The sequence below is a fragment of the Facklamia sp. 7083-14-GEN3 genome (assembly GCF_024742075.1).
Lineage (GTDB): Bacteria > Bacillota > Bacilli > Lactobacillales > Aerococcaceae > Facklamia.
Map to the genome: position 1 here is coordinate 788721 of NZ_JANSGD010000001.1, position 23906 is coordinate 812626.

21 protein-coding genes, 1 other RNA gene and 1 riboswitch are annotated in these 23906 nt (G+C 38.3%); of the genes, 3 read left to right on the forward strand and 19 right to left on the reverse strand.

What is annotated here, in order from left to right; genetic code table 11:
- Window positions 1–56 precede the first annotated feature (56 nt).
- The 11 genes from greA to NW240_RS03715 form a co-directional block, all read right to left on the reverse strand.
- The gene (greA, locus tag NW240_RS03665) at window positions 57–536 is read right to left on the reverse strand and encodes a transcription elongation factor GreA (protein ID WP_258436103.1); all 480 of its coding nucleotides are present in this window, start codon (window positions 534–536) and stop codon (window positions 57–59) included.
- Between the two features lie 19 nt (window positions 537–555).
- Window positions 556–1176 carry a uridine kinase gene (udk, locus tag NW240_RS03670; RefSeq protein ID WP_258436104.1) on the reverse strand — a complete coding sequence of 207 codons (621 nt, stop codon included), beginning with the start codon at window positions 1174–1176 and terminating at the stop codon, window positions 556–558.
- A 194-nt stretch (window positions 1177–1370) separates the two neighbouring features.
- Window positions 1371–2558 (reverse strand): endolytic transglycosylase MltG, encoded by a 1188-nt coding sequence (mltG, locus tag NW240_RS03675; RefSeq protein ID WP_258436106.1) that lies wholly within the window; start codon window positions 2556–2558, stop codon window positions 1371–1373.
- Between the two features lie 166 nt (window positions 2559–2724).
- Complete coding sequence (locus tag NW240_RS03680) at window positions 2725–3030, reverse strand: DUF1292 domain-containing protein (protein ID WP_258436107.1); 306 nt, start codon at window positions 3028–3030, stop codon at window positions 2725–2727.
- A 10-nt stretch (window positions 3031–3040) separates the two neighbouring features.
- On the reverse strand, window positions 3041–3475 hold the full coding sequence (gene ruvX, locus NW240_RS03685; RefSeq protein WP_258436108.1) for a Holliday junction resolvase RuvX: 435 nt from the start codon (window positions 3473–3475) through the stop codon (window positions 3041–3043).
- Between the two features lie 3 nt (window positions 3476–3478).
- On the reverse strand, window positions 3479–3739 hold the full coding sequence (locus NW240_RS03690; protein WP_090290486.1) for an IreB family regulatory phosphoprotein: 261 nt from the start codon (window positions 3737–3739) through the stop codon (window positions 3479–3481).
- A 152-nt stretch (window positions 3740–3891) separates the two neighbouring features.
- A complete protein-coding gene (alaS, locus tag NW240_RS03695; RefSeq protein WP_258436109.1) occupies window positions 3892–6540 on the reverse strand; it encodes an alanine--tRNA ligase in 2649 nt (882 codons plus the stop codon).
- Window positions 6541–6882: 342 nt separating this feature from the next.
- On the reverse strand, window positions 6883–9321 hold the full coding sequence (locus NW240_RS03700) for an ATP-dependent RecD-like DNA helicase (RefSeq protein WP_258436110.1): 2439 nt from the start codon (window positions 9319–9321) through the stop codon (window positions 6883–6885).
- A 119-nt stretch (window positions 9322–9440) separates the two neighbouring features.
- A complete protein-coding gene (gene mnmA, locus NW240_RS03705; protein WP_258436111.1) occupies window positions 9441–10583 on the reverse strand; it encodes a tRNA 2-thiouridine(34) synthase MnmA in 1143 nt (380 codons plus the stop codon).
- Window positions 10584–10674: 91 nt separating this feature from the next.
- Window positions 10675–11013, reverse strand: a complete 339-nt coding sequence (locus NW240_RS03710) for a DUF1831 domain-containing protein (protein ID WP_258436113.1) — start codon at window positions 11011–11013, stop codon at window positions 10675–10677.
- A gap of 14 nt (window positions 11014–11027) precedes the next feature.
- Entirely contained in the window at window positions 11028–12170 is a 1143-nt protein-coding gene (locus NW240_RS03715; RefSeq protein WP_258436114.1) for a cysteine desulfurase family protein, read from the reverse strand.
- A 143-nt stretch (window positions 12171–12313) separates the two neighbouring features.
- On the opposite strand from NW240_RS03715, the gene NW240_RS03720 reads away from it, so the two are divergent.
- From NW240_RS03720 to NW240_RS03730, 3 genes are all read left to right on the forward strand, one after another.
- On the forward strand, window positions 12314–13591 hold the full coding sequence (locus NW240_RS03720; protein WP_258436115.1) for a replication-associated recombination protein A: 1278 nt from the start codon (window positions 12314–12316) through the stop codon (window positions 13589–13591).
- A 138-nt stretch (window positions 13592–13729) separates the two neighbouring features.
- Window positions 13730–13912, forward strand: a non-coding RNA gene (gene ssrS / locus NW240_RS03725) — 6S RNA.
- A 31-nt stretch (window positions 13913–13943) separates the two neighbouring features.
- Window positions 13944–14246 carry a hypothetical protein gene (locus NW240_RS03730; RefSeq protein ID WP_258436117.1) on the forward strand — a complete coding sequence of 101 codons (303 nt, stop codon included), beginning with the start codon at window positions 13944–13946 and terminating at the stop codon, window positions 14244–14246.
- 416 nt (window positions 14247–14662) lie between these two features.
- On the opposite strand, the gene NW240_RS03735 is transcribed toward NW240_RS03730, so the two are convergent.
- From NW240_RS03735 to NW240_RS03770, 8 genes are all read right to left on the reverse strand, one after another.
- Window positions 14663–15400: an ABC transporter ATP-binding protein gene (locus tag NW240_RS03735; RefSeq protein ID WP_258436118.1), complete on the reverse strand. Its 738-nt coding sequence runs from the start codon at window positions 15398–15400 to the stop codon at window positions 14663–14665.
- Window positions 15400–16386: an ABC transporter substrate-binding protein gene (locus tag NW240_RS03740; RefSeq protein WP_258436120.1), complete on the reverse strand. Its 987-nt coding sequence runs from the start codon at window positions 16384–16386 to the stop codon at window positions 15400–15402. Before NW240_RS03740 ends, NW240_RS03735 begins: the two co-directional genes overlap by 1 nt.
- Window positions 16387–16390: 4 nt before the next feature.
- The gene (locus tag NW240_RS03745; RefSeq protein ID WP_258436121.1) at window positions 16391–17164 is read right to left on the reverse strand and encodes an ABC transporter permease; all 774 of its coding nucleotides are present in this window, start codon (window positions 17162–17164) and stop codon (window positions 16391–16393) included.
- Window positions 17139–17438: a thiamine-binding protein gene (locus NW240_RS03750; RefSeq protein WP_258436122.1), complete on the reverse strand. Its 300-nt coding sequence runs from the start codon at window positions 17436–17438 to the stop codon at window positions 17139–17141. Before NW240_RS03750 ends, NW240_RS03745 begins: the two co-directional genes overlap by 26 nt.
- 63 nt (window positions 17439–17501) lie before the next feature.
- Window positions 17502–17598, reverse strand: a riboswitch (TPP riboswitch).
- Window positions 17599–18344: 746 nt separating this feature from the next.
- Window positions 18345–19733 carry a bifunctional UDP-sugar hydrolase/5'-nucleotidase gene (locus NW240_RS03755; RefSeq protein ID WP_258436123.1) on the reverse strand — a complete coding sequence of 463 codons (1389 nt, stop codon included), beginning with the start codon at window positions 19731–19733 and terminating at the stop codon, window positions 18345–18347.
- Between the two features lie 375 nt (window positions 19734–20108).
- A complete protein-coding gene (gene pyrR, locus NW240_RS03760) occupies window positions 20109–20648 on the reverse strand; it encodes a bifunctional pyr operon transcriptional regulator/uracil phosphoribosyltransferase PyrR (protein WP_258436124.1) in 540 nt (179 codons plus the stop codon).
- Window positions 20649–20761: 113 nt separating this feature from the next.
- Entirely contained in the window at window positions 20762–21970 is a 1209-nt protein-coding gene (locus NW240_RS03765; protein ID WP_258436125.1) for an acetate kinase, read from the reverse strand.
- Between the two features lie 312 nt (window positions 21971–22282).
- Window positions 22283–23785: a C69 family dipeptidase gene (locus NW240_RS03770; RefSeq protein WP_258436126.1), complete on the reverse strand. Its 1503-nt coding sequence runs from the start codon at window positions 23783–23785 to the stop codon at window positions 22283–22285.
- Window positions 23786–23906 lie beyond the last annotated feature (121 nt).

The following is a 23906-nucleotide window of genomic DNA, read 5'->3' on the forward strand; positions in this document are numbered from 1 at the left end:
ACCGGAAAAAGAGGCACAAAAAAAGACCCCAAAAGGAGTCTAATTGTTTGGATAAGTTAAGCTTTAGCCACCTTAGTGATTTCCACGTCAAATGCGCCACCAGGTGTTTCAATCGTTACTTTATCGCCTACTTTATGGCCTAGTAAAGCTTGAGCCATTGGCGAATCATTGGAAATCTTATATTCCATTGGATCTGCTTCAGCTGACCCTACAATGGTATACGCTTCTTCAGGCCCATCAGGCAATTCGTTAAAAGTCACCGTGCGACCTAGAGTTACTTCGTTAGCTGCAACATTTTTGTCATCAATGATTTCAGCAAAACGAATCATATTTTCTAATGTTGAAATACGTCCTTCAACAAAAGCCTGCTCATCCTTTGCTGATTCATACTCTGAGTTCTCAGAAAGATCACCAAAGGAACGGGCTACTTTAATGCGTTCAATAATTTCTGCTCTTTTATTAACTTTTAAATCTTCTAATTCAGCTTCTATTTTTTTCTTACCTTCTAAGGTCATTGGATATGTTTTATCTGCCATTTGTTAATACTCCTTCAAATTAATTAATAATTGTGTTAATTTTAGTTACTAATAAATCGATCGCCACATGATTATGGCCGCCTTCTGGAACGATAATGTCCGCATAGCGTTTAGTTGGTTCTGTAAATTGATGATGCATTGGCTTAACAACTGTTTCGTACTGTTCAAGAACAGATTCTACAGAACGTCCTCTTTTAATAACATCGCGTTTAATTCTTCGGGAAAGGCGAATATCATCTTCCGTATCCACATATATTTTTATATCACATAAGTCACGAATCAGTTTGTCTTCAAAAATTAAAATACCTTCAAGAATTAACACATCGCGCGAAGCTTCAGTGCGTGTTTCTGGAGAACGTGTATGGTTCACAAAATCATAAATAGGAACCTCGATTGTTTCCCCTCTTATGAAAGCTTGGATATGTTCAAAAAACAAGTCATTATCAAAAGCAAAAGGATGGTCGTAATTGGTTTTTAATCTTTCCTCAAATGTGAGATGACTTTGATCCTTATAATAATTATCTTGCGCTAAGACCAAAACGGACATCTCAGTAAATTGTTCTAAGATTCTTTTACTCACACTTGATTTACCTGAACCCGATCCACCAGTAACACCGATGATAATTGGTCTATTCCCCATTACTTCACTCCTTTGATTGACGCATACATAAAAGAAAGCAACCACCTAACAAAAGGTGATTACTTACTTTCTATTGAACTTGCTCAAAACTATACTTAAGAAAATAACATATAAGTAAGCTTAATGCAAGCCTTATCATATTACATTTTAATAAAATTTGTAGCGCTTGTTAAAAGATTCATTTGTCTTATTAACTATTCTTGTGACTCTACGTTTTCTTGATTGGCTTCTTGTTCCGCTTCATCAAAGAATGGTTGAACGTATTGCTCTACCAAGGCACTGTGCTCAGCTTCAGTGGCAGAATAGTAGATTTCACCGGTATTCATATCTGCAACAAAGTAATAATTATCGCTATAAGTTGGGTATATAGTTGCCATAATGGATGATAGGGAAGGACTATTAATCGGTCCTACTGGCAAGCCAGCATTTTGATAAGTATTATAAGGCGAATCTACCTCTAAATCTTCAAAGGTAACCAACTCTTTGTGCTCTCCAAGTGCATAGATAACAGTAATATCACTTTGTAAAGGCATTTCAATGTTTAGACGGTTGAAGAAAACACCCGCGACTAAGGCCCGGTCTTCATCAGTCGATGCTTCACGTTCAACAACCGAAGCTAAAGTTAATAGTTGATGATAGCTTAGCCAAGTATTGTTAAGATCTTCTTGCAGTTTTTGGAACTCAATATTAGACTTTTCAACCATATTAATAATTAAATCATCTGCCGTCATCCCAGCTATATAGTCATAAGTAGCTGGGAAAAGATAACCCTCTAAACGATATTTTAAGCCTTCAATTTCAGATAACGGTTGAATCAGGCTTGGAAAACGTCCAAGCAATTCTTCAAATAAATCTTCACTTTGAACTCTGTCCATAAAGGCTTCTGCTTCAATCGGCGTTTGTTCAGCTACTACTTCAGCAATATCAGTCAATTGCATTCCTTCGACAACCGTAAGCGTCGTATCGATATCTTCCTGAATCGGTTCGCCGCCTTTATTTAAAGTAGCAATCAGTTGGTCTGCATTCATATTAGGCTTCAATTGATAATGTCCTGCTTGAAAGTCACTAGCTCCTTTAAATTTCATAAACAAATTAAAAATTTGACTATTGTTAACCAACTTTTCATCTTCTAAAATTTGTGCAATATCACTAGAAGTCGACCCGATAGGTATCGTCACTTCGATTGCTTCAGAACTATTGGCATCTACCGGCCCTAAATCTTTATCTAGTTTCCAATAAATTAATAAGGATCCTACCACTAAAGTAATAAAAAATATCCAGAGAATAATTTTAATTACTCGATTGGTCCAAAGTAATTCTTTAACATGCATGGTTTCATTTACTTTTGCATCTTCTCGTATTTTATTCCAATCTATCTTCATACTTCCTCCTAATAGCCTAATGTTGTTAGCATTATAGCAAATAACACAGTAAATGACTATCCTGACCTAATTAATGATTGATTAAATTATTGTTTCAAGCTTCTAGATTTAAAATAAGAAAAAACTCCTACCGATTTACTAATCGGTAAGAGCATGGATTCATTGCCTATTCTTCGTCATCAGCCAAGAATGTGTTTAACACCTCGTCAATCATATCCCATTCTTCTTCTGTTTCAATGGCTTCAAGATCGCCAGAAGTACCATCTGCATTTTCTTTGTAAGCATAAGCTTGAATTTCTACTTCTTCTTCATCGCTTGTTCCGGCTGGATAAATCAGTACATAAGATTTACCATAATCTTGTGAATCAAAGGTAAATAGAATTTCATATAACGATTCATTGCCTTCTTCATCGACAACTGTAATGTAATCAACTTCTTTTTCTTCGTGTTCATGGTTGTGTTCTTCTACCATTTTAACACCCCTATTTCTTGTAATTTAAGTAATTTTGTAAAATCATCACTGCCGCTAATTTATCGATCACTTTTTTACGTTTTTTGCGTGAGACATTACCTTCTTCAATCAGCATCCGTTGCGCTTGTGAAGTGGTCAATCGCTCATCTTGATAGATAATTTGACAGTCTGGAACGAGCTTTTGCAGATTTTCACCAAATGTTTGGGAAGCTTCTGCGCGGGGTCCCATTGTATTATTCATATTTTTAGGTAAACCAATAATAATCTTATCGACTTTATATTCTTCGATAAGTTCTTGTAGACGTTGGTAGCCAAAGTCGCCTGATTCTTCATCAATCGATATGGTTTCAATTCCTTGAGCCGTCCAGCCCATTAAATCACTAATAGCGACCCCTACCGTTTTAGACCCAACATCAAGGCCCATGCTACGATTTCCAATCGGCATGAACTAGGACTCCTTTTGTGTTAAGTAATATTTGACTAATTTTTCAACAATTTCATCGCGTTCATGACGGCGGATGATATTACGCGCATCATTGTGACGCGGAATATAGGCCGGGTCACCTGATAAGAGATAGCCCACGATTTGATTGACTGGGTCATACCCCTTCTCCTCCAATGCGCGATAGACGATTTCTAAGCTCTCACGAACTGTGTGTTGGTTTAAATCATCTAACTTAAAGAGTATTGTTTCATCTAATGATTGCATGGATGCATTCACCGAACCTTTCTTAATTTATCAACTTCATACATCCTTAGTTGATTTGTTACGTACTATCTTTAGTTTACCATAATTTCCGATGAAAAGGCTCTTATTATGCTTTTTTTATGGCTTTTTCAATATTACGATTTTGTTTCAAACTAAGCTAATAAATTCTCAATCTCTTGCGCAACCGCTTCTAATAACTGAGGGATTCCTGCTGGGTTTTTACCTCCTGCTTGCGCCATAGTCGGACGACCGCCTCCGCCACCTTGAATGTGCTTCGCTAATGGTTTAATCAAGTCTCCCGCTTTGATGCCTTTAGCCACTGTTTCTTGATCCACTAAAACTAAAAGATTGGCTTTATCCTCATGAGAAGTAGCTAACACAAGAATATTAGAAGCTGCTTTTTCTTGCCAGGTATCGCCTAAAGATCTTAACGAATCCATATTTTGATTGTCTACGCTCGCTGCAATAAAGCTTATATCTTTAACGTTTTGTACATTATCGAAGATTTCACCAGAAGCTTCTTGCATTAAGCGCGCAGTCAAGGAGTCGATTTCAGATTGCTGTGCTTTTAGATCGTGTTGCAACTGATCAATCTTATTGAGCAATTGATCACTTTGGCTAACTTTTAATTGATTTTGAACCTCTTTTAGTAGCGATTCATTCTTTTGATAGTTGGCAATAGCCGCTTGACCTGTTAGGGCTTCAATTCGGCGTAAGCCTGCACCAATTCCACTTTCAGTCATCAATTTAAAGGTACCAATCTCATTGGTATTTTTAACGTGAGTTCCCCCACACAATTCGATGGACTCATTGCCCACATTAACGACGCGCACAATTGACCCATATTTTTCACCAAAGAGTGCCATAGCTCCCATTGCTTTTGCTTCGTCTATTGGCATTTCATTGATGTCAACATTAATAGCATTTTCAACCATAAAGTTTACATACGACTCCACTTGTTTAAGCTCTTCAGCTGACATCTTACCAAAATGTGAAAAGTCAAAACGTAAGCGGTCTGGTCCTACATATGAGCCTTTTTGATTAGCGTGGTCACCCAAAACTTCTTTTAAGGCCTTATGTAATAAGTGAGTAGCGGTATGGTTTTGATTGGTCCGCATTCTAGCTTGACGATCAACCGTCAAAGTATAAGATTGATTACGATTTAGCGGCATTTCAAATGTTTTCACCTTATGCATAAATTGACCATGAGGACTCTTTTGCACATCTAATACTTCAGCCAACATTTGATCACCATCAAAAATACCACCTAAATCCGCTACTTGGCCTCCCATTTCGGCATAGAATGGTGAACGGTTAAAGAATACAATTCCTTCACTATTAGCCGGTAATTGGTCAACTTCTTGGTCATCTACTACGATATACTTGATGGTCGCATTGCTAGTTAATTGATCATAACCGACAAAATCAAAATCATAGTCAATACCTTGGAGAGTTGGTGACTGGATAGCCATTGATCCTTCATCGGAACGTGCGGCACGAGCTCTTTCTCTTTGTTCTTCCATAGCTGTTTCAAAGCCTTCCATGTCTACTTTTAGTCCTTCCTTTTCAGCCATTTCTTGCGTTAATTCAAGTGGGAAACCGAAGGTATCGTATAGATGGAAAGCTTTTTCTCCTGTAATGGTCGTTTGCCCTTCTTGACGAACCGCATCGATCACTTGCTGAAGTTGAACTTCTCCTTCTTCAATGGTTTCATGGAAACGTTGTTCTTCTTTTAAAAGAACTTCTTTAACAAAGCTTTCTTTTTCGATGAGCTCTTTATAAGGGTCGCCCATCATAGCGACAATAATTGGTACTAAATCCGAGATAAAAAGATGATTAATTCCTAATTTACGCCCATGCATAACGGCGCGACGGATTAAGCGTCTTAAGATATAGCCGCGTCCTTCATTTGACGGTAATGCACCATCAGCAATAGCAAAGGATACTGCACGGATATGATCAGCAATTACCTTGAAAGAAGTATCCGTTTTAACAGCCTCACCATAATTAATAGTTGTCAAATTACCGATTGCTTCAATAATTGGCATAAATAAATCGGTCTCAAAGTTTGTCGGTACATCTTGCATAACTGCAGCCATACGTTCTAGGCCCATACCAGTATCAACGTTCTTATTAGGCAAGGGTTGGTAGCTGCCATCTGGCATATGGTTGAATTGTGAGAATACTAAGTTCCAAATTTCTAAGTAACGTTCATTCTCTCCGCCTGGATACATTTCAGGATCATCATCTGAAAGATTTTGATACTTTTCACCACGGTCGAAGAAGATTTCTGAATCGGGACCACATGGTCCGGCACCAATATCCCAGAAATTATCTTCCACAGCGACTATATGCTCTTCATCTAAGCCACACTTATCCATCCAGATGTGTTTTGTTTCTTCGTCTTCAGGATAATAAGTCACATATAAGCGTTCAGGATCAAAGTTTAACCACTTCTCATCCGTTAAAAATTCCCATGCCCATTGGATGGCTTCTTCTTTAAAGTAATCACCAATTGACCAGTTGCCTAGCATCTCAAACAAGGTATGGTGGCGTGCAGTCACACCCACATTTTCGATATCATTGGTACGAATACACTTTTGAACATTAGCGATTTTTGGATTGTCAGGAACTTCCGTTCCATCCATATATTTCTTCAAAGCCGCAACCCCTGAGTTAATCCATAAAAGCGTTGGATCGTTAATTGGGATTAAGTTCGCTGAGGGAACAATTTGATGATTTTTTTCTGCGAAGAAGTCTAAAAACTTCTGACGTATTTCTTTACTCTTTAATGGTTTCATGTCGCATTCTCCTTCAATAAAAATAAAGAGTCATTATATGCAAGGGCGCTTAACCGCGGTACCACCTTGCTTATAATAACTCTTGGTTATCTCTTTAAGTGACTGTTAACGCCAGCAAAACGCTAATCTTTCGATTAGTCCGTATGAGGGAGCATCAATGTCGTGATTACTTGCACCAAACGTAATCTCTCTAGAATGACCTGACATGTCCTCTACCCTTAGTAATATAGCAATATTTGTTTAAAAGGTCAATCACAAATAATAATACCTTCTAATGTAACATTTATTCAAAAGACAATAAAAGACTGTTTGACTAACTAATAGATTAAAAGGGCGTTTTTACTAAACAAAATCTTCCGGCTTGATTCCTTCCATCCCAATCATAGGATCAACTTGCCAAATAGTTTGATCATTTAAGACGAAGTTTTCTTTTGGTGTTTTACTTTCGGATACTTGGGTTGCACTTTCTTGGTCTAAGATAAGGGCTTTTTCTTTATCTTCCTCTTGTTTCTTTTCTTGTGTCGGCTCTTGTCTTGTTTCTTGCTCTGACAAGTTTAATTGTAAGTATTCTGCTAATTTGGTTTTCCGTTCAATTTGAACTTGCGAAACCGCCTTGTTAAAACTTTGAGGGTTCCCCACCATGACTAGTGATTTAACCGCTCGTGTCACAGCAGTATAGATGATGTCCCTTCTCAACATGCGTGAATAGCGGTCCACTAGTGGTAGAATGACTAAATCATATTCTGATCCTTGTGCCTTATGAATGGAACAACAATAAGCCAAGGTCAACTGATCGAGTTCATTTTTACGATAATGGATCTCATTGCCATCAAAATCTACAATCACTTCTTCCACATTATTAGAACTTTCTTTTGCCGTTAAAATAGCGGTGATTTTACCAATGTCTCCATTGTAAACACTATCTTCCGTGTTATTTACCAGTTGCAGAACCTTATCTCCTAAACGGTATACTTGATCAAAGTGTTTAATCTCACGTTTTTTTGAACTAGCGGGATTTAACATTTCTTGCATTAAATCATTGATTTGATTGATACCTCCAGGCCCCTTATACATTGGCGCTAGGACTTGTAGGGTTTGGCTATTAAAGCCTTTTTTAACAGCAGCTGCTACAATCTGTCCAACCACATCGCTGACTTGTTGAGCAGAGCAAGGGATAAATGAGCGGTCATTATGCTTGGTTAAAAAGTCTTCTGGCAGATAGCCTTGACGAATTTGGTGAGCTAAATGAACGATGGATGAATCTTCAGACTGGCGATAAATTTTAGTAAGCGAAACGGTTGGTATTACCCCCGATTCAATGATATCTGAAAAAACTTTACCGGGTCCTACTGAGGGAAGTTGGTCCTTGTCGCCCACAAACACTACTTGCATTTCATAGGGAATGGCTTGTAGTAACCAATTCATTAACCACACATCAACCATAGACATTTCGTCGACTATTAAAAGGCTGCCATCAATCATCATTGGATCAAAATCTTTCAAAGTAGACTCACGGTTATAACCAATTAGGCGGTGAATAGTAGAGGCTGGTATATGAGAAGTTTCTTGCATGCGTTTGGCTGCCCTACCTGTCGGAGCGGCTAAACGGATAGGCGAATCAAAATTATCCTCATTAAGATCGGCCAGATCATAGCCATGTAAGATTGCATGTAAATAGATGAGTCCTTGTACTAAGGTGGTCTTTCCGGTTCCTGGACCTCCGGTAATAATAGATAGAGGGGATTGAATAGCTAATTTTAGTGCTTGCTGCTGCTCTTGATCATAATTAATTTTAATTAAGGCCATTACATCCTCAATCGCTTGATCAATCTCCTCTTCTTCAAATCGCTCGACTTGTTCGGCCATCAAATAATCATGAATCTTTTTACTGCTTCCGTACTCAGCATAGAAAATTGAGGGGATTACAAGATCTTCTCCTACCACTAACAACTGTTCTTGACTAATCGCAATATCTAATCCCTTAGCTAACAAGTCATCCTCAATCAGAAAGCGACGACTTTTTTCTAGCAGGTCGCGTGCAGTCCTTAATGAATCGGGGATTGGCACATAGGTATCTCCTTGATCGATAGAAACTTGGGCCACTGACATGGTAATAGCTGAAGCAATTCGTTCAGCTGAATCGGGTTGTATCCCTAATTGTTCTGCTAATTGGTCCGCTTTAGTGAATCCAATCCCTTCAATTTCGGTGACTAATTGATAGGGATTTTCTTTTATTTGCTCCAGTGTATTCGACTGAAACTTCTTATAGATTCTATCTGCTAAATTGGGACCAAAGCCCCATACAGTTAACTGCATAAAAATGCGTTCGGTTCCTTGAAATTTTAAAAGACTGGCTCTTAATTGATCGGCAACTTTACCTGTTAAACCACTGACTTTGTCTAGAGCATTGGGGTCATCAAGGATTTGATCAATTGCTGTTTCCCCTAATGCCTCTACGATTTTTGTGGCTGTTTTAGGTCCTACGCCTTTGAAGCGATTACTGGACAAATAATCAATTAAACCCTTGCGTGAAGTCGGCATCAATTGCTGGTAGCGAGTGACGGAAAATTGCTGTCCAAAACGTGGATGGTTGACTAATTTCCCAAAAAATTGATAGGGCGTATCATAATGAATAGTTGTAAATTGACCCGTAATCACTAATTCCTCTTCGACTAAGAGACTGGTTTGGTCTAAATCGACACTGATGCGCAAAACCTTATAAAAATTTTGATCATTTTCGAAGATGATACTCTCCACACTACCTACTATTAATTCTTCCATCCACTCTCACCTCACTTTTAAGTCCTATTATATCAATCTTTTTTATTAGGAACTAGCATTGATAAAGGCCGCATTTGGCCGCAATAAAAGTCACCCTAAATGCTTAGGGTGACTTTGGCTTAAACATATTGTCTCATTTGACCGTCTTTATAGGCCGCATCAATAATGCCGCCTCCTAGACACTCTTCGCCTTGATAGAAAACCACGGCTTGTCCAGGGGTAATGGCTCTTGCAGGTTCATCAAAAACTACACGTGCTTTTTGCCCTTGGTCATAAATCGTCACTTGAGCTGGCACATCTTCTTGGCGGTAGCGGAATTTGATAGTACATTTAAAAGTCCGGTCGCTCTTATCACCATCTGTAAAGGAAAGATCAGAAGCTTCTAGGTAATCAGCATATAAATGCGGATGGTGGAAACCTTGTCCCACATAAAGTGTTTGAGTGGACATATCCTTACCAATCACAAACCAAGGTTCATTTGACCCATTCGATCCCGTAGAACCGCCTATACCTAAACCATGTCTTTGGCCAATTGTATAGTACATCAATCCCATGTGATCGCCTTTAACTTCACCGTCTAATGTTTTCATTTTACCCGGTTTGTTGGGTAAGTAATTTGAAAGAAATTGATTAAAATCTCTCTCTCCAATAAAACATACCCCAGTAGAATCTTTCTTCTTAGCAGTTGCTAATCCTGCTTGATCAGCAATTTCACGCACTTTTGTTTTTTCCAAGTGTCCAAGTGGGAATAAAGCTTTTTGTAATTGTTGTTGAGATAATTGATTAAGGAAATAGGTTTGGTCTTTCCTTTGATCTGAACCACGTAACAAATGAACATTGCCTTGTTCATCTCTTTCTGCTTGGGCATAATGACCCATGGCAATATAATCCGCCCCCAATTCGGTGGCATAATCTAAGAAGGCTTTAAATTTAACTTCTTTGTTACACATCACATCCGGGTTGGGTGTACGGCCCTTGCGATATTCACTTAAAAAATATTCAAAAACCCGATCCCAATATTCTTTTTCAAAATTAACCGAATAATAGGGAATACCAATTTGTTCAGCAACTAAAGCGACATCTTCATAATCTTTGGTAGCCGTACAAACACCATTTTCATCGGTATCATCCCAGTTCTTCATGAACAATCCGACAACGTCATAACCTTCTTCTTTTAGTAATAAAGCAGCTACCGAAGAATCGACGCCCCCTGACATACCTATTACTACTCGTGTTTTGGCTTTATCTTTTGTTTGAGTCATTTGGTCTTCCTTTCTTTTAATATTTATATAAATATTAAAAACGAACTCACCTTGAATGGAAAGTCCGTTTAGATACATTCAAAACTATTTACTATTTTACTTCAACAAGAACGTTTCGGTCAACAAATCCGTCGAAAATGAAATTTATTTTTTCAATTACCATCTCGTTGTTGGCCAGGCTAAACACATTAACCGCTTGCAAGCCATTAGAATTTACAGTTGAAATTTTCAAACCATTTAAATCCGCATTAACCGTTACCTTTAAAACTAGACCTGTACGATGTGTCGAATCTAATTCTCGTTTATATAAGAAGTTACCTCCACGAGTTTCATTGAAACCATTATCTCTTAAAGTATAAGGTTTACATTCTGGACTGACTTCAAAAGTTCGATTGAAACCTAATAATTTTGCTTCTGGTGTAAATGCCATAGTTCTACTCCTTACTATTTATTTATTTTTATAATTGCTTCAATTAATTGATCAATCTCATTTTTAGTCGTATAGCGACCAAATGAAATCCGAACACTCTCTTGCCAACGTGCCTGGTTATCTGGGTAGTAAGCAGTCAGGATACGGCTTGGTTTTATCGAACCGGCTGAACAAGCAGAGCCTGCTGAAAGATAAATATCTTGCATATCCAACTGAATAATCAACTGGCTAGCTAATTTTCCCTTAAACCAAATACTATGTATACGATTATTATGATGATTGAGGTCACCATTTCTTTGATAGTTAATGCCCGCCTCATCCAATTGTTGAAAGAAATAAGCTGTCAATTCTTTAAAATTTTCTTGTAGTTCTTCATAGTCCTGATACATCAACTCCAAGGCTTCCACCATCCCTAAAATATAAGGCAAGTTTTCAGTTCCTGAACGCTTAGTATACTCTTGATCACCACCTAATAATAAAGGATCTAAGGTCATCTCTTTATTCCAAGCCTGGTAGACTAAAAAACCGATTCCTTTTGGCGCATAAAATTTATGACCTGACCCGTTGAAAGAGGTACAAGGAAAACTTTGTGGGTTAATCTTCTGATAGCCAACAGCTTGGGTGGCATCAACATGGAACCAATAACCCTTTTGCTTAGCATATTGACCCAAGTCTTGGATAGGCAGTTGCGAACCCACTTCATTATTGACTGCCATAACCGTCCAACCGATGGTCGTTTCTTTACTGGCTGCAATAAATTGTTGTAGTGTAAATTGATGGTTAGAATCAGGCTGGATCCGACTTACTTCAAATCCCTTCTTCTCTAAATCAAGAAGAACCTTATCCACTGCTGAATGTTCAATTGCTGTGGTCACAATATGATTGCCTAGACCTAATTCACGTGCTCGAAAAGCTTGTGATCGAAGTGCCCAATTGATGGCCTCGGTTGCACCGGATGTAAAATAGAGTTCTGCCTTTTCCTCTAGCTCTAAGAGGTCTTTTAATCGTCGACGTGCTAAGGTCAACTTATTTTTACTTGCTTTTCCTAGTTTATAGGTAGCAGAAGGATTTCCAAAAGATTCTGCTAAAGCGTGAGAAATTCGTGCTTGAACACGGAGATCGACTGGGGTCGTCGCTGCATAATCAAAATATATCATTGCCTCACCTTTTCTATTCCTAATACAACTATTATAACGCATTTTAATAATTTTGAAAGTGTTTACTTCTAGAAATAAAAGGCATTTATTCATCAAAAAGAACCTTTTGTGGTAAACTATACACATTATAAGGAGGTTTCCGAATGCAACAACCTTTAGCTTATCGCATGCGGCCCAAACATATTGATCAAGTCTTGGGACAAACTCATCTGGTAGGGCCAGGCAAAATTATCCGTCGAATGGTTGAGGCCAAGCGCCTTTCTTCTATGATTCTTTATGGTCCTCCTGGCACCGGCAAAACTTCTATTGCTGCTGCTATTGCTGGAACAACTGAATATGCTTTTCGTCATTTAAATGCCGCAACCGATGCAAAAAAAGATTTAGAAGTTGTTGTCGCTGAAGCTAAAATGTCAGGTACATTGATTTTACTATTAGATGAAATTCACCGTTTGAATAAGGTTAAACAGGATTACTTGTTGCCTCATTTAGAAAATGGACGGATTATCTTAATCGGAGCGACTACTGAGAATCCTTACATTTCGATTAACCCTGCCATTCGCTCAAGGGCTCAAATTTTTGAAGTCAAACCCCTGTCTAGTCAAGAAATTCAATTAGGTTTAGAAAGAGCGATTGAGGATGTTGACCATGGCTTGGGCAAGTATCCCGTTGAAATTACTAAAGACACCCTTAAGCATTTTTCTTCGGTAACTAACGGCGACATCCGTTCAGCCCTCAACGCTTTGGAGTTAGCGGTTCTTTCCACCCCAGAAAACGATCAGGGTAAGATTGTAATCACGCAAGAAATCGCTGAAGAATGTTTACAACGTAAACGATTAACCCACGATAAAGATGGCGACAACCATTATGATGTCATCTCTGCTTTGCAAAAATCAATTCGAGGATCAGATGTCGATGCGGCTATGTATTATTTAGCGATTCTATTAGAAGCTGGCGAATTAATCATCGCTTGTCGACGCTTATTAGTGATTGCTTATGAAGATATTGGTTTTGGCAATCCGCAAGCTACCCAACGAACAGTAGCGGCTGTTGAAGCAGCTGAAAAGTTGGGACTGCCCGAAGCCCGAATTCCATTGGCTTTTGCAGTAACCGATTTAGCTTTAAGTCCTAAATCAAATACCTCTTACCGCGCTATCAATGCTGCCATGGCTGATATTGAAGCTGGACAGACTGGTCCCGTTCCCGATGCATTAAAAGATGGACACTATGCAGGAGCCAAAAAATTAGGACGCGCCATTGGTTATCAAAATCCACATGATTATCCCAATCATTTTATTAAACAACAGTACTTACCCGATCGGCTTAAAGGTACACGATATTTTAAAGCTGACCCGACTGGAAAATACGAAGCGGCTATTAATCAATACTACCAAGAAATTAAAAAGCAACAGCAGTCTTCTTAAACTCAGGCTGCGCTGTTTAATAAAGGCCTTGTATAAAGTATCGATAAGTAGCTAAAGAATAGTGTTGTAAATGTTTTCATTTCTCCAAACAAAACTATTGCAATTCAATCTCATCGTGTTATACTTAGTTCATAGGAAATATATCTGATGTGTTCGAGAGATAGTCAATGTGTTGACCGAACATTTTATATTAGGGATTCTTTAATCGAATACATATGACAAGCCATCGCATGTGGAAGTCAGAACCATTTCGTGAGAACCCCACCTGATTGCTAGCGGGTTCAACCTAGCTTTATTGAATCGGCACGATTCGGATATATTTCGAGAGCTGGCAATTGCCAGCTCTTTTTGATTGGATATTATTTTAGAATTGAGGTTCATTATGCTACAAGCCCTACTTTATGCCTTCCCATCGATTTTAGTGATATTGGCGCTCTATATTTTTTACTTTAGACATTCCTTGCAAAAACTTCTCAAATTACAAGACCTCAGAATTTTCAATTTGATCGCCTTGACCTTTTTTTTATTAGCTATTTTAGGCTTTGTCTTAATCTATCTTCAATTAAAAGTTTGGAGTCTCATCTGGTTAGTTGTCGTTTTAATTTTAATAACCATGGTGTCTGTGCTCATCTACTTTACTCTTAAATCTCATTAATTCACTCAAGTTAAAAGGCCTTCAAAGCTAAATGTTATGTTCCCTAACAAGGCCCCATAAAAAGAGCATAAAAGGCTGATATCTTTTAAAAAATTATACTAATCGCAATTACTAATCTAAGCACCTCTCCAAGGGGTAAAAACTAAATTTCCATTAAATCCCTTCTGCATTTTATTTCATGAAAATTGTATTTATTAGCTTAAAAAAGTAAGGTGCAGATTCAGCAGCAGAAGATATTTATTTTATTTCTCACCAAAAAAGAGGCCCTCCTTGGCCTCTTTTTTGCAAATCATGATTAACCCTATGGCAACGTCTTCTTTTGAAATTTTGTCCTGACATTTGATTGTCATGGTATGATTGCCCTCGTTTTACTTCTACTTATTTGATAAGTGAAATCCTTGAGGCAAAAAAACAGATTATATTTCTGGACTACTCAAATCCTCCAGCAAAGCTTTCTTAGCCTTTAGAAATTCTGGCAGAAAAATATCCTTGTCAATCTGTTTGACTGCAAATTCACGTTCGAAGACTCTCACCAACCGACCCGGTTGCCCTCTCAAGACATAGATCCGATTGGCTAGAATCAAGGCCTCATCCACATCATGAGTAATTAAAAGACTCGACCAATTCATCTGCTGGCGGTAAGCCATAAACCACTCATGAAGACTTCTACGAGTAATTGCATCAAGGGCTGAGAAGGCTTCATCTAATAATAAATAAGCACGACCAAAAGCAGCTGTCCGCATAAAGGCCACCCGTTGTCGCATCCCACCTGACAAGGTATGCGGATAATAAGGCGCCCACTTATCCATCTCAAAAATCTCCAACAATTCACGCGCGTATTGCTCAGCCTGAAGTCGCTTCTCTCCTTGGATAATCCTTGGTAACATAATATTTTCCATCACAGTATAATGGGGATAAAGCATATCCTTCTGCAGCATATAGGAGACCTTTCCTTTAATATCACTCGACCCATCCAGGAGGATTTGTCCTGTTTGAATCGGAAGAATACCTGCAATCAAGTTAAAAAGGGTCGTCTTACCGACTCCACTCGGACCCAAAATAGCTACAGTCTCCCCCTGGTCTAAGTGCATTGAAACGTTAGCTAAAACCTGATGGTCGCGATATTGATAACTTAAATCTTGAATGGTTAACATTATTCACCTAATAAATCGTTAGTAAAGAGTGTGCTTTGGGTTAAATCTTTGTCTACTAGCTCATGTTCAAATAACCATGTATAGAATTTATTCCAGCGCTCTTGATTAATTTGTCCCCACTGCGCTGGATCCGTCGCATACTGCTTACTCAACCATTCTTGAGACTTCAAAACCATTTCCTTCTGTTCTTCTAATTCCGGTGCATTCTTTAGTAAATAACCTGCAGCTTCTTCCGGATGTTCCATTGCAAATTGGTATCCCTTCTTAATAGCTTGAACCATAGCCTTTGCTGGATCAGGATTATCCTTGAGATAATCGTTGTTGACAATAATCACTGGTGAGTAAAAGTCCAACTCTTCAGCAAAATCCTTGAAATACCAGAAGTTAGTCTCTAATTGCTCTTGATCTGCCATTACACCATCCCAAGCATAGTAAACCCAGGCAGAATCAAACATCTTGTTAGCAAGTCCTACCACAGAGTTATCCGCTTGATTCGGTACCAATTCCACTTTGGAGAAATCCTTGCCTTCAATGTCTAGAATATAGTCTAACATCCCTAACTCGATTGGATCATTCCAAGTGCCATAGCTCTTACCTTCCATATCAGCCGGCATCTCAATACCTGCATCTTTACGCGAAATAATTCCCGAAGTATTATGTTCAATAATTGCCGCTACGGCAGTAACCGGTAAATCTCCGGCAAAGCGTGCGGCCAGACTATCTTGGAAAGAAATCCCGAATTGCGCCTGTCCTAAACCTACTAGCTCTGTGGTTGACCCTTCTGGTGGACGACGGATGGTCACATCGAGACCCGCTTCTGTAAAGTAGCCCTTCTCTTGCGCAACATAAAGGCCGGTATGGTTGGTATTGGGCACCCAGTCTAGGATAAAGTCAATCTTTTCTGCAGCTTGGACCGGTTGAACCACAACTAAAAAAGCCATCCATACCATAAAAATACTGACAAATTGTTGATAAATTTTTTTCATTATATTAACTTCCTTTCTTATCACGATACATCCAAGGGACAATCAATCTTTCAGCTAACTTAACCAAGGCCATCGACAACAAACTCAAGGTAGAGATAAAGACAATAATCGCGAACATTCGATCGTAAGAGAAGGCCTTCTTGGTCTGAATCATGTATACTCCCAGGCCAATAAACCCGCCCAACCACTCGGCAACTACCGAGGAAATAAAAGCATAGGAAACACTAACTCTTAAACCTGACAAGAAATAAGTCATAGAAGAAGGTAACTTGACGTGCCTCAAGACCTGCCCAGGACTAGCCCCCATCAGTTGCAATAATTGGATGGCATCCTTATCACATTGAGCAAAACCTTCCAGGATAGAAATAAGAATCGGAAAGAGCGTTGTCAGAACCACTAATACAACCTTAGGGGTCATATCATAACCCAACCAGAGGACCAAGATTGGTGCTAGAGCTACTGTTGGTATCGTCTGGGTAATAATTAGCAATGGGTACAAAGCCTTATATATCATCGAAAATCGATCCATTAGAATGGCTAAAATAAAAGCCAAACCAATCCCAATCCCAAGACCGATGAAGGCTTGAATCAAGGTTACCTGGGCATTGAGCCAGATATTGTCCCAATCCTTAATTAAAGCCACAATAATCTCACTGGGCCGGGGTATGATAAATTTAGGCAGAGCCCCTAACGATCCTGCCAGTTCCCACAAGCAGACCAAGGTCAAGGTAAATAACCAAGGCAGACTTTGACTAACGGTGTTTGCTAACTTTTTCATCGATGGATAAAACATTCCCTTGAGCATTGTAATGCACCTTCACATTGGCAAAGATGCGTGGATCCACTTGACTTGCAATACGAATCGCCTCTTCTAAAACTTCCATCAATTGAGCTAAATCGCCCTCAATGGTCGTCTCAAAAGCTGCCACTTCATAGTCCAAACCGGTTGATTGAATATAAGCAATCACTTTATCTACCGCTTCAATCCGTTTGTCATTCTCAACGGACAGGGCGAGAATCTGCAAAGCCATACTGGCACGATTTTTTTCCATAAAAAATACCTCCTTTTGTTTGCAAGGAGCAAGCCAAAAAGGAGGTTTAAGAACCAATGAAGGTAGATCACTACCGCACATCCCGCCGCAAGTCCTAACTTGTTCCGGTCCTAAGAGTTTGGGTCTCCCCATCTCAGCTTACGCACCCCTTGTGTCGAAGGTAGTATACCATATTTTGTCAGGGTTGGCGATAAGTTTTAATCATATATTATAAACGGCTTGAAGAAGCCTCAAATAAAATTAAAAATTTATGACCTATCCATTAGTAGACTGGCCCAAAATAAAATCAAGTCTATGCTCAGTCATTCTTATCATTTACTCAATCCTTTTTTGATAGCAGATTAACTATTTGCTTAACTGAAAAAGTTCATGACTTCCAGCTACATCACAAACCTTCATATCGTTACACTTCCTATCGACTTTGAAGTGCAATTTTTTCAAAATATTCACATGGATGTATTATGTTTTTTCTACTAGAAACCTAAAATTATTTTAGGAAGAAACGCCATGGAAATAGCCTTTATACTTAATCTCTTCGTCACTAGAGTCTATAGATTCTATGGGCTCTACCATAAACACCAGAAATATTCGCGAAGAGTATTCGCTGGTCTTGGCATGAGAATCATTGATTGGATTATGGTACTTGGCCAAACCTATTTTATAAACTCAAAAATAGATTAGGTAACTACTGGATTGAAAGTTCGAATGATAATACCACATCAAAAAACCACCTAAACGTTATTATAACAACGTTCCAGGTGGTTTTTAAGCTGAACTTATTTCATAGTCTCTAGCTATTTAACAAGATGACGGATGCCAGACTCGAACCTGTGACCTATGGATTACGAGTGCCTTTCTCTATCATCTAAGCTAACCGATCCTAATCTTCAAAAAATAATAAAACTATTATTCCCCTTCTACATCGATCTTCAAGTCGCAATTCATAGTACGCGACTTGTGCGCTTGAATGAAAATATCTTGTCTATCCAAGTAATTTTTTACTAAATCACGGATAAACCACTTGTGGTAATTGCAGACGTCATCCGGTACGGCTAGCGAGCGATAACCGGTACCTCTTTGTAGGTAGTCGTCTGTAACTATGCTATATTCCTTGTCTGGATCCACAAGCTCCCCGTTTAAGAATAGTTCTCCATCACTGATCAACACATTATGGCTGAAAGCTAAAGTTCCTAGCACATGTCCTCTAAAGCCTGGTCCTCGTCCCTCTTGACTAATATGGTTCTGATTCAATGACAAGTTATAAGCTTCAATAATGGCTGAACCCTTCAACTTATAATATGTTGGATTTAGTTTGGAAGGAAAAAGTTCAAGTAGCGATTTACGCGAGACGGGCAAGGTCAACGGCCCTTCCGCAATCCCGTGGTGCATGATGGCTAAATCACCTGGAAAAGCATCTAAAAGACAATCACAAATAAAATTTATCAAGGGACATTCTTGATAAGGGTCAAAGCTTAGATTACTCACGCACTTTAGCGGAAGAGACATCATTTCTTCGGCTTGTTGACGCTTTTTCTCTAAGTCTTCCATAAAATCTTGATCATAATTCTCCTCAAGATTTATGTGATCCATCGCAATAATCTGCCATATACCATCAACCTTATCAATTTGAATTCTACCAAGTCCCTGCCCCATAAATCCCACTTGACTGTATCGGTCTGTGATCACAAAATCATGGCTATGACCACCTAGAATCAAATCAATTTGCGGATATCTCGCTAGAAATTCTTGATCAACCTCAAGTCCACTATGTGATAAAAGAACACATACATCATAATTCCCTTCTTCTTCACGAAATAGATCTTCTAACGCACGAAAAGGATCGCCAGTCATCAAATTTCCCAACTTGAAAAAACCATTATAAGAATCCGCTCGCATTCCCTGACCATAATAAGGTGCCAGCCCGATTACTAGAAGGCGGCAGCCCTGGCGGGTAAGTACCCTCTTATTTGGCAAACCTCTTAAGGTTTGTCCAGAATTATCATGTATGTTGGCACATATCAATGGGAATTGCTGATCTAAAAGAGATTGAATCCCTTCGAATCCGAGGTCAATTTCATTATTTCCTAGTGCTAAAAGATCTAAGCCAAATTGACTAACTAGATCTAAAGTAAGATAACCTCCATCAGCAGAGACTAGAGAGTCTTTTAAATCTAATAAGTCTCCTGCATCAAAATATAAGTCATCTGCTTGACGATGTTTTTTTAAATAAGCAAATACTTTTCCCAAGTATTCAAATTCACTATGCAGATCATTGGTATGATAGAGAGTAAACATGGAAGACACTCCTTCTTTTAGTTTCAAAAAAATACAATTAGTATTTAAAATTTAGACTCAAAAATTTCGGAAAACACCAATTTTAATAATACTTATGGACCCTATAGGTCTCAAACCTATGACCTAGTGATTAAGAACCATTTGCTCTACCAACTGAGCTAACTGTCCCACCTACTCATTAAAAACGAAATTTATATTATCCCTATTCAAAGTTGAATTCAAACCTTTATTTATCACACATTTTATTAAATAATCCTTAGTAACTTCATCAAACAATACCCCCAAGTAGTCTTGAAAAACGCCTCTTAAAATAATTTTAATTATTCAAGTAACTATTTAGGGAGGAACCAATCAAAATACATATAAAGACTTTCTTTATTTGCGTAAAATAACGACTTCTTCTGCTTGATCTACGTCATTTAATTTAACGGCTACTTTTTCTTCACTCGAGGTCGGGATATTTTTACCGACAAAATCAGCGCGAATTGGTAGTTCACGGTGCCCTCTATCAACTAGGATTGCCAATTGAATTTTAGCAGGACGATCGGTAGATAAAATTGCATCCAAGCCTGCACGTATGGTTCGTCCAGTATATAGGACATCGTCTACCATAATCACTACCTTATCACGCATTGAGTGGGTAAAATGAGGAGGTTGAACAACCGGCGCTTCATTTTCAAACTTGTGTGTCAAATCATCACGGTAAAAAGAAATATCCAACTCTTCAACATCTACTTGAATTCCTTCAATTTGCTGAATCTTTTCAGCTAAACGATTGGCCAAATAGATCCCTCTTGTTTTAATACCTACTAATATCAGTTCTTTCACATCTGGATTCCGTTCAACAATTTCATGAGCAATTCTTTTAAGGGTTCTTCCAATGGCTTTTTCATCTAAAATACTATTTTCAGTCATTTATACGCCTCCTTTAATTTGATATCTGTATAATTTTTTCTGCTCTTAATAATATAACAAAAGAACGTCATTCTCAAATGAGAACAACGTTCAAATTAACTTATCTTAAAAGATTATTTTTGAGCCTTAAGACGTTCAACGTCACGTGCAATGGCGATTTCTTCGTTAGTCGGGATATTGATAACAGTTACCGTAGAATCGTCTGTTGAAACGATTGCTTCTTTACGTGTATTATTACGCTCTTCATCAATCTTAACACCCATATAACCGAAGTTTCTCATAGTAATTTCACGTGTTTCTTTAGAGTTCTCGCCAATACCAGCAGTAAAGACAATGACGTCAACACCATTCATAACAGCCACGTATTGTCCAATGTATTTAATAATACGGTTGAAGAAAATATCTAAAGCTAATTGCGCACGTTCGTTCCCTGCTTCGGCAGCTTCTTCAACATCACGCATATCTGATGAAACGCCAGAAATTCCTAATAAACCAGATTTTTTGTTGAAGATATTTACCATCTCTTCAACACTTTCAATACCTTCTTTTTGCATAATAAAAGGAATAGCTGACGCATCAATATCCCCTACACGCGTACCCATTGTTAAACCTGCTAATGGAGTGAATCCCATTGAAGTATCAACAGATTTACCACCATCTACCGCAGTAATTGAAGCACCATTCCCTAAGTGGCAAGTGATAATTTTTAAATCTTCAATTGGTTTGCCTACAATTTCAGCTGCACGGTTAGCAACAAATTGGTGACTAGTACCGTGCGCACCATATTTACGAACTGAATAGTTTTCATAGTATTCGTAAGGAATGCTATATAGGTAGTTTTCAGCTGGCATTGAAGTATGGAAAGAAGTATCAAAAACCGCAGCCATTGTAGCATGTGGTAATTTTTCTTGGAAAACACGAATTACAACTGCTTCAGCGGGGTTATGTAAAGGTGCGAAATCACCTAATTCTTCAATATTTTTGATGACTTGCTCATCAACTAATGTAGACTCCTTGAAGAGTTCTCCACCAGCTACTACACGGTGTCCAACACCTGTAATTTCTTCAAAGCTAGCAATTACCCCTAGGTCTAAAAGATTTGTTAATAATAAATCGACTGCACGACCATGGTCAGCAATATCTTCAACTAATTGGAATTTTTGGTCTTCCCCATTAGCATCTGTGTATTTAATTTCTAATTTGGAATCATTTAGCCCAATACGTTCAACCAAACCTTTTGAAACAACTGTTTCTTCAGGCATTTCGATGATTTGGAATTTCAAACTTGAAGAACCAGCATTAATCGCCATTGTTTTTGTCATTTACAATTTCCCCATTTCTTTGTTAGTTCATATGGGTTCATTATATCATGATTAAGCGAATAAGGTAAACACCGATTCGATATTTTGTGAAATTTTTAATAAAGTAAAATTTTTGATTGTTTTTTATCTACTTTAGGTAACCTTAAGTTTTCTTAGTTTCTGCATCAAAAACTATAGATATTCTAATTCTAATGACAAGTAAGAGGGGTGTCTCTTCACTTCAATTAATAAATTTTATTGATACTAGCTTGCTCTTTAAAGTATTTGAATTTAAAAAGCTCCTAGATAAATTCTAGAAGCTTTGCTATTTAATTAATTATCAGAACGTGCATAAGCATTTTTCATGCCATTAGAAGCGATATGCAGGACTTGTTTTAAAGTACTTTGCGTTTCTTTAATCATCTGGTCAACAATTTCCTGATTGGCTCGCTCACGAATCTCATTCTTTTGCTTGTCATCAGCTGAAATTAATTGCTGATCAAAATTTTTAATAATAGCTAGAGCTTGATGATCCATTTTTGCTTGATAGGATTCAATGATCGCTTGTGTTTGATAGTAATGTGCATCTGCCAAAGCGGCAATCATGCGTGCAGACCAGTAAAGACTATCGGTTGTCACCTCAGCATTGGTTTGGCTAAGATAGGCTGGAAATTGACTAACCTGAGTATAAAGAGGAATCATAGCATTAAAGACATTGGATCCAAAGGCCATCCACTGTAGACTGCGATGACTTTCCGGCATATAAGGGCGGATTTGAGTTAAACCAATAAAGTTGTTGCGATTGATTCCTATGGTTCGATAAGCACCACGCATTTTACTGTCGCCACGAGCTGCATAAGGATCATACGGCGTTCCTTGATAGTGATTGGAAAGGACTTCTTTTATTTCCTGAACAGTAATCTTATGTTCTGGTACAAAAGACCAAGGAATATCAAAAGATTGCGGCGTGTAATCCGCTTCTGCTCCCTCCCATTTATAAGTATTGGGATTAAAAAAACGTCCCATTACCCAAGCTCTAGGTGTATTGTAGACTTGGTCAGCATCTGTTCTTGAACCAAAGGCTAACCGTGGGTCAAATTGATCGTTCATTGATAAATTTAAATGATTCTCTTCAATAAATTCTCTTAAATCTTTTGAACACATGTGTTCTTTTTGAGAACCAAAGGCATCTTCTAAATCAAAGGCGTCGATACCAAACTGATTAGGCATCACCACATAAGAATCATCGGGAACACGTTTGGCGATCCAATGGTGTCCCCCAATCGTCTCTAGCCACCAAATTTCATTCACATCTTGAAAAGCAATTCCATTCATCTCTGAAGTACCATACTCTTCCAAGAGACTAGCTAAACGTTCCACACCTTCTCGTGCCGAATGAATATAAGGTAAAACCAAAGACACCATATCTTCTTCCGAAATACCGCCAGCCATTTCCTCTTGATAGTCAGCAGAGCCTTTATCGCCCTTGCTTTCTTGATAGATTACTAATGGATCAGCCGCTAATACGCGAGCATTTGAAGTAATGGTTTCGGTTGCTGTCATCGCCACATTCGCACTATTGATGCCACAGGCTCCCCAAACACCCTGACCTGCTACAGCATCCGGAGTCAAACTATAAGATAGTGGATTTTCTGGTAAATCGATATCTAAATGGGCTAAAACGGAATGATAAACGTTAGGGTGTCCTTCACTCGCTACAGCTATCAACTTTTTAGCATTATATTGACCTGAAGAAGAGTCTTCGTTTCGTGCTACCATAGTAGACCCATCATATGAAGCTTTCTTACCTACTAAAATTGTTGTACATGCCATCATTATCCCTCACTTTCTTTAATTAATATCTTATGCTTCTTATCAATAAAAAGAAAGTTAATTCATCAAATATTTTGATGAAAAAATAAAAAACCTTCCATAAGGTTAGGTCGCTGGACTAACT

Coding starts and splice junctions, on each gene's coding strand:
- greA (WP_258436103.1), bottom strand. CDS start 536: ATGGCAGATAAAACATATCCAATGACCTTAGAAGGTAAGAAAAAAATA.
- udk (WP_258436104.1), bottom strand. CDS start 1,176: ATGGGGAATAGACCAATTATCATCGGTGTTACTGGTGGATCGGGTTCA.
- mltG (WP_258436106.1), bottom strand. CDS start 2,558: ATGAAGATAGATTGGAATAAAATACGAGAAGATGCAAAAGTAAATGAA.
- NW240_RS03680 (WP_258436107.1), bottom strand. CDS start 3,030: ATGGTAGAAGAACACAACCATGAACACGAAGAAAAAGAAGTTGATTAC.
- ruvX (WP_258436108.1), bottom strand. CDS start 3,475: ATGCCGATTGGAAATCGTAGCATGGGCCTTGATGTTGGGTCTAAAACG.
- NW240_RS03690 (WP_090290486.1), bottom strand. CDS start 3,739: ATGCAATCATTAGATGAAACAATACTCTTTAAGTTAGATGATTTAAAC.
- alaS (WP_258436109.1), bottom strand. CDS start 6,540: ATGAAACCATTAAAGAGTAAAGAAATACGTCAGAAGTTTTTAGACTTC.
- NW240_RS03700 (WP_258436110.1), bottom strand. CDS start 9,321: ATGGAAGAATTAATAGTAGGTAGTGTGGAGAGTATCATCTTCGAAAAT.
- mnmA (WP_258436111.1), bottom strand. CDS start 10,583: ATGACTCAAACAAAAGATAAAGCCAAAACACGAGTAGTAATAGGTATG.
- NW240_RS03710 (WP_258436113.1), bottom strand. CDS start 11,013: ATGGCATTTACACCAGAAGCAAAATTATTAGGTTTCAATCGAACTTTT.
- NW240_RS03715 (WP_258436114.1), bottom strand. CDS start 12,170: ATGATATATTTTGATTATGCAGCGACGACCCCAGTCGATCTCCGTGTT.
- NW240_RS03720 (WP_258436115.1), top strand. CDS start 12,314: ATGCAACAACCTTTAGCTTATCGCATGCGGCCCAAACATATTGATCAA.
- NW240_RS03735 (WP_258436118.1), bottom strand. CDS start 15,400: ATGTTAACCATTCAAGATTTAAGTTATCAATATCGCGACCATCAGGTT.
- NW240_RS03740 (WP_258436120.1), bottom strand. CDS start 16,386: ATGAAAAAAATTTATCAACAATTTGTCAGTATTTTTATGGTATGGATG.
- NW240_RS03745 (WP_258436121.1), bottom strand. CDS start 17,164: ATGAAAAAGTTAGCAAACACCGTTAGTCAAAGTCTGCCTTGGTTATTT.
- NW240_RS03750 (WP_258436122.1), bottom strand. CDS start 17,438: ATGGAAAAAAATCGTGCCAGTATGGCTTTGCAGATTCTCGCCCTGTCC.
- NW240_RS03755 (WP_258436123.1), bottom strand. CDS start 19,733: ATGTTTACTCTCTATCATACCAATGATCTGCATAGTGAATTTGAATAC.
- pyrR (WP_258436124.1), bottom strand. CDS start 20,648: ATGACTGAAAATAGTATTTTAGATGAAAAAGCCATTGGAAGAACCCTT.
- NW240_RS03765 (WP_258436125.1), bottom strand. CDS start 21,970: ATGACAAAAACAATGGCGATTAATGCTGGTTCTTCAAGTTTGAAATTC.
- NW240_RS03770 (WP_258436126.1), bottom strand. CDS start 23,785: ATGATGGCATGTACAACAATTTTAGTAGGTAAGAAAGCTTCATATGAT.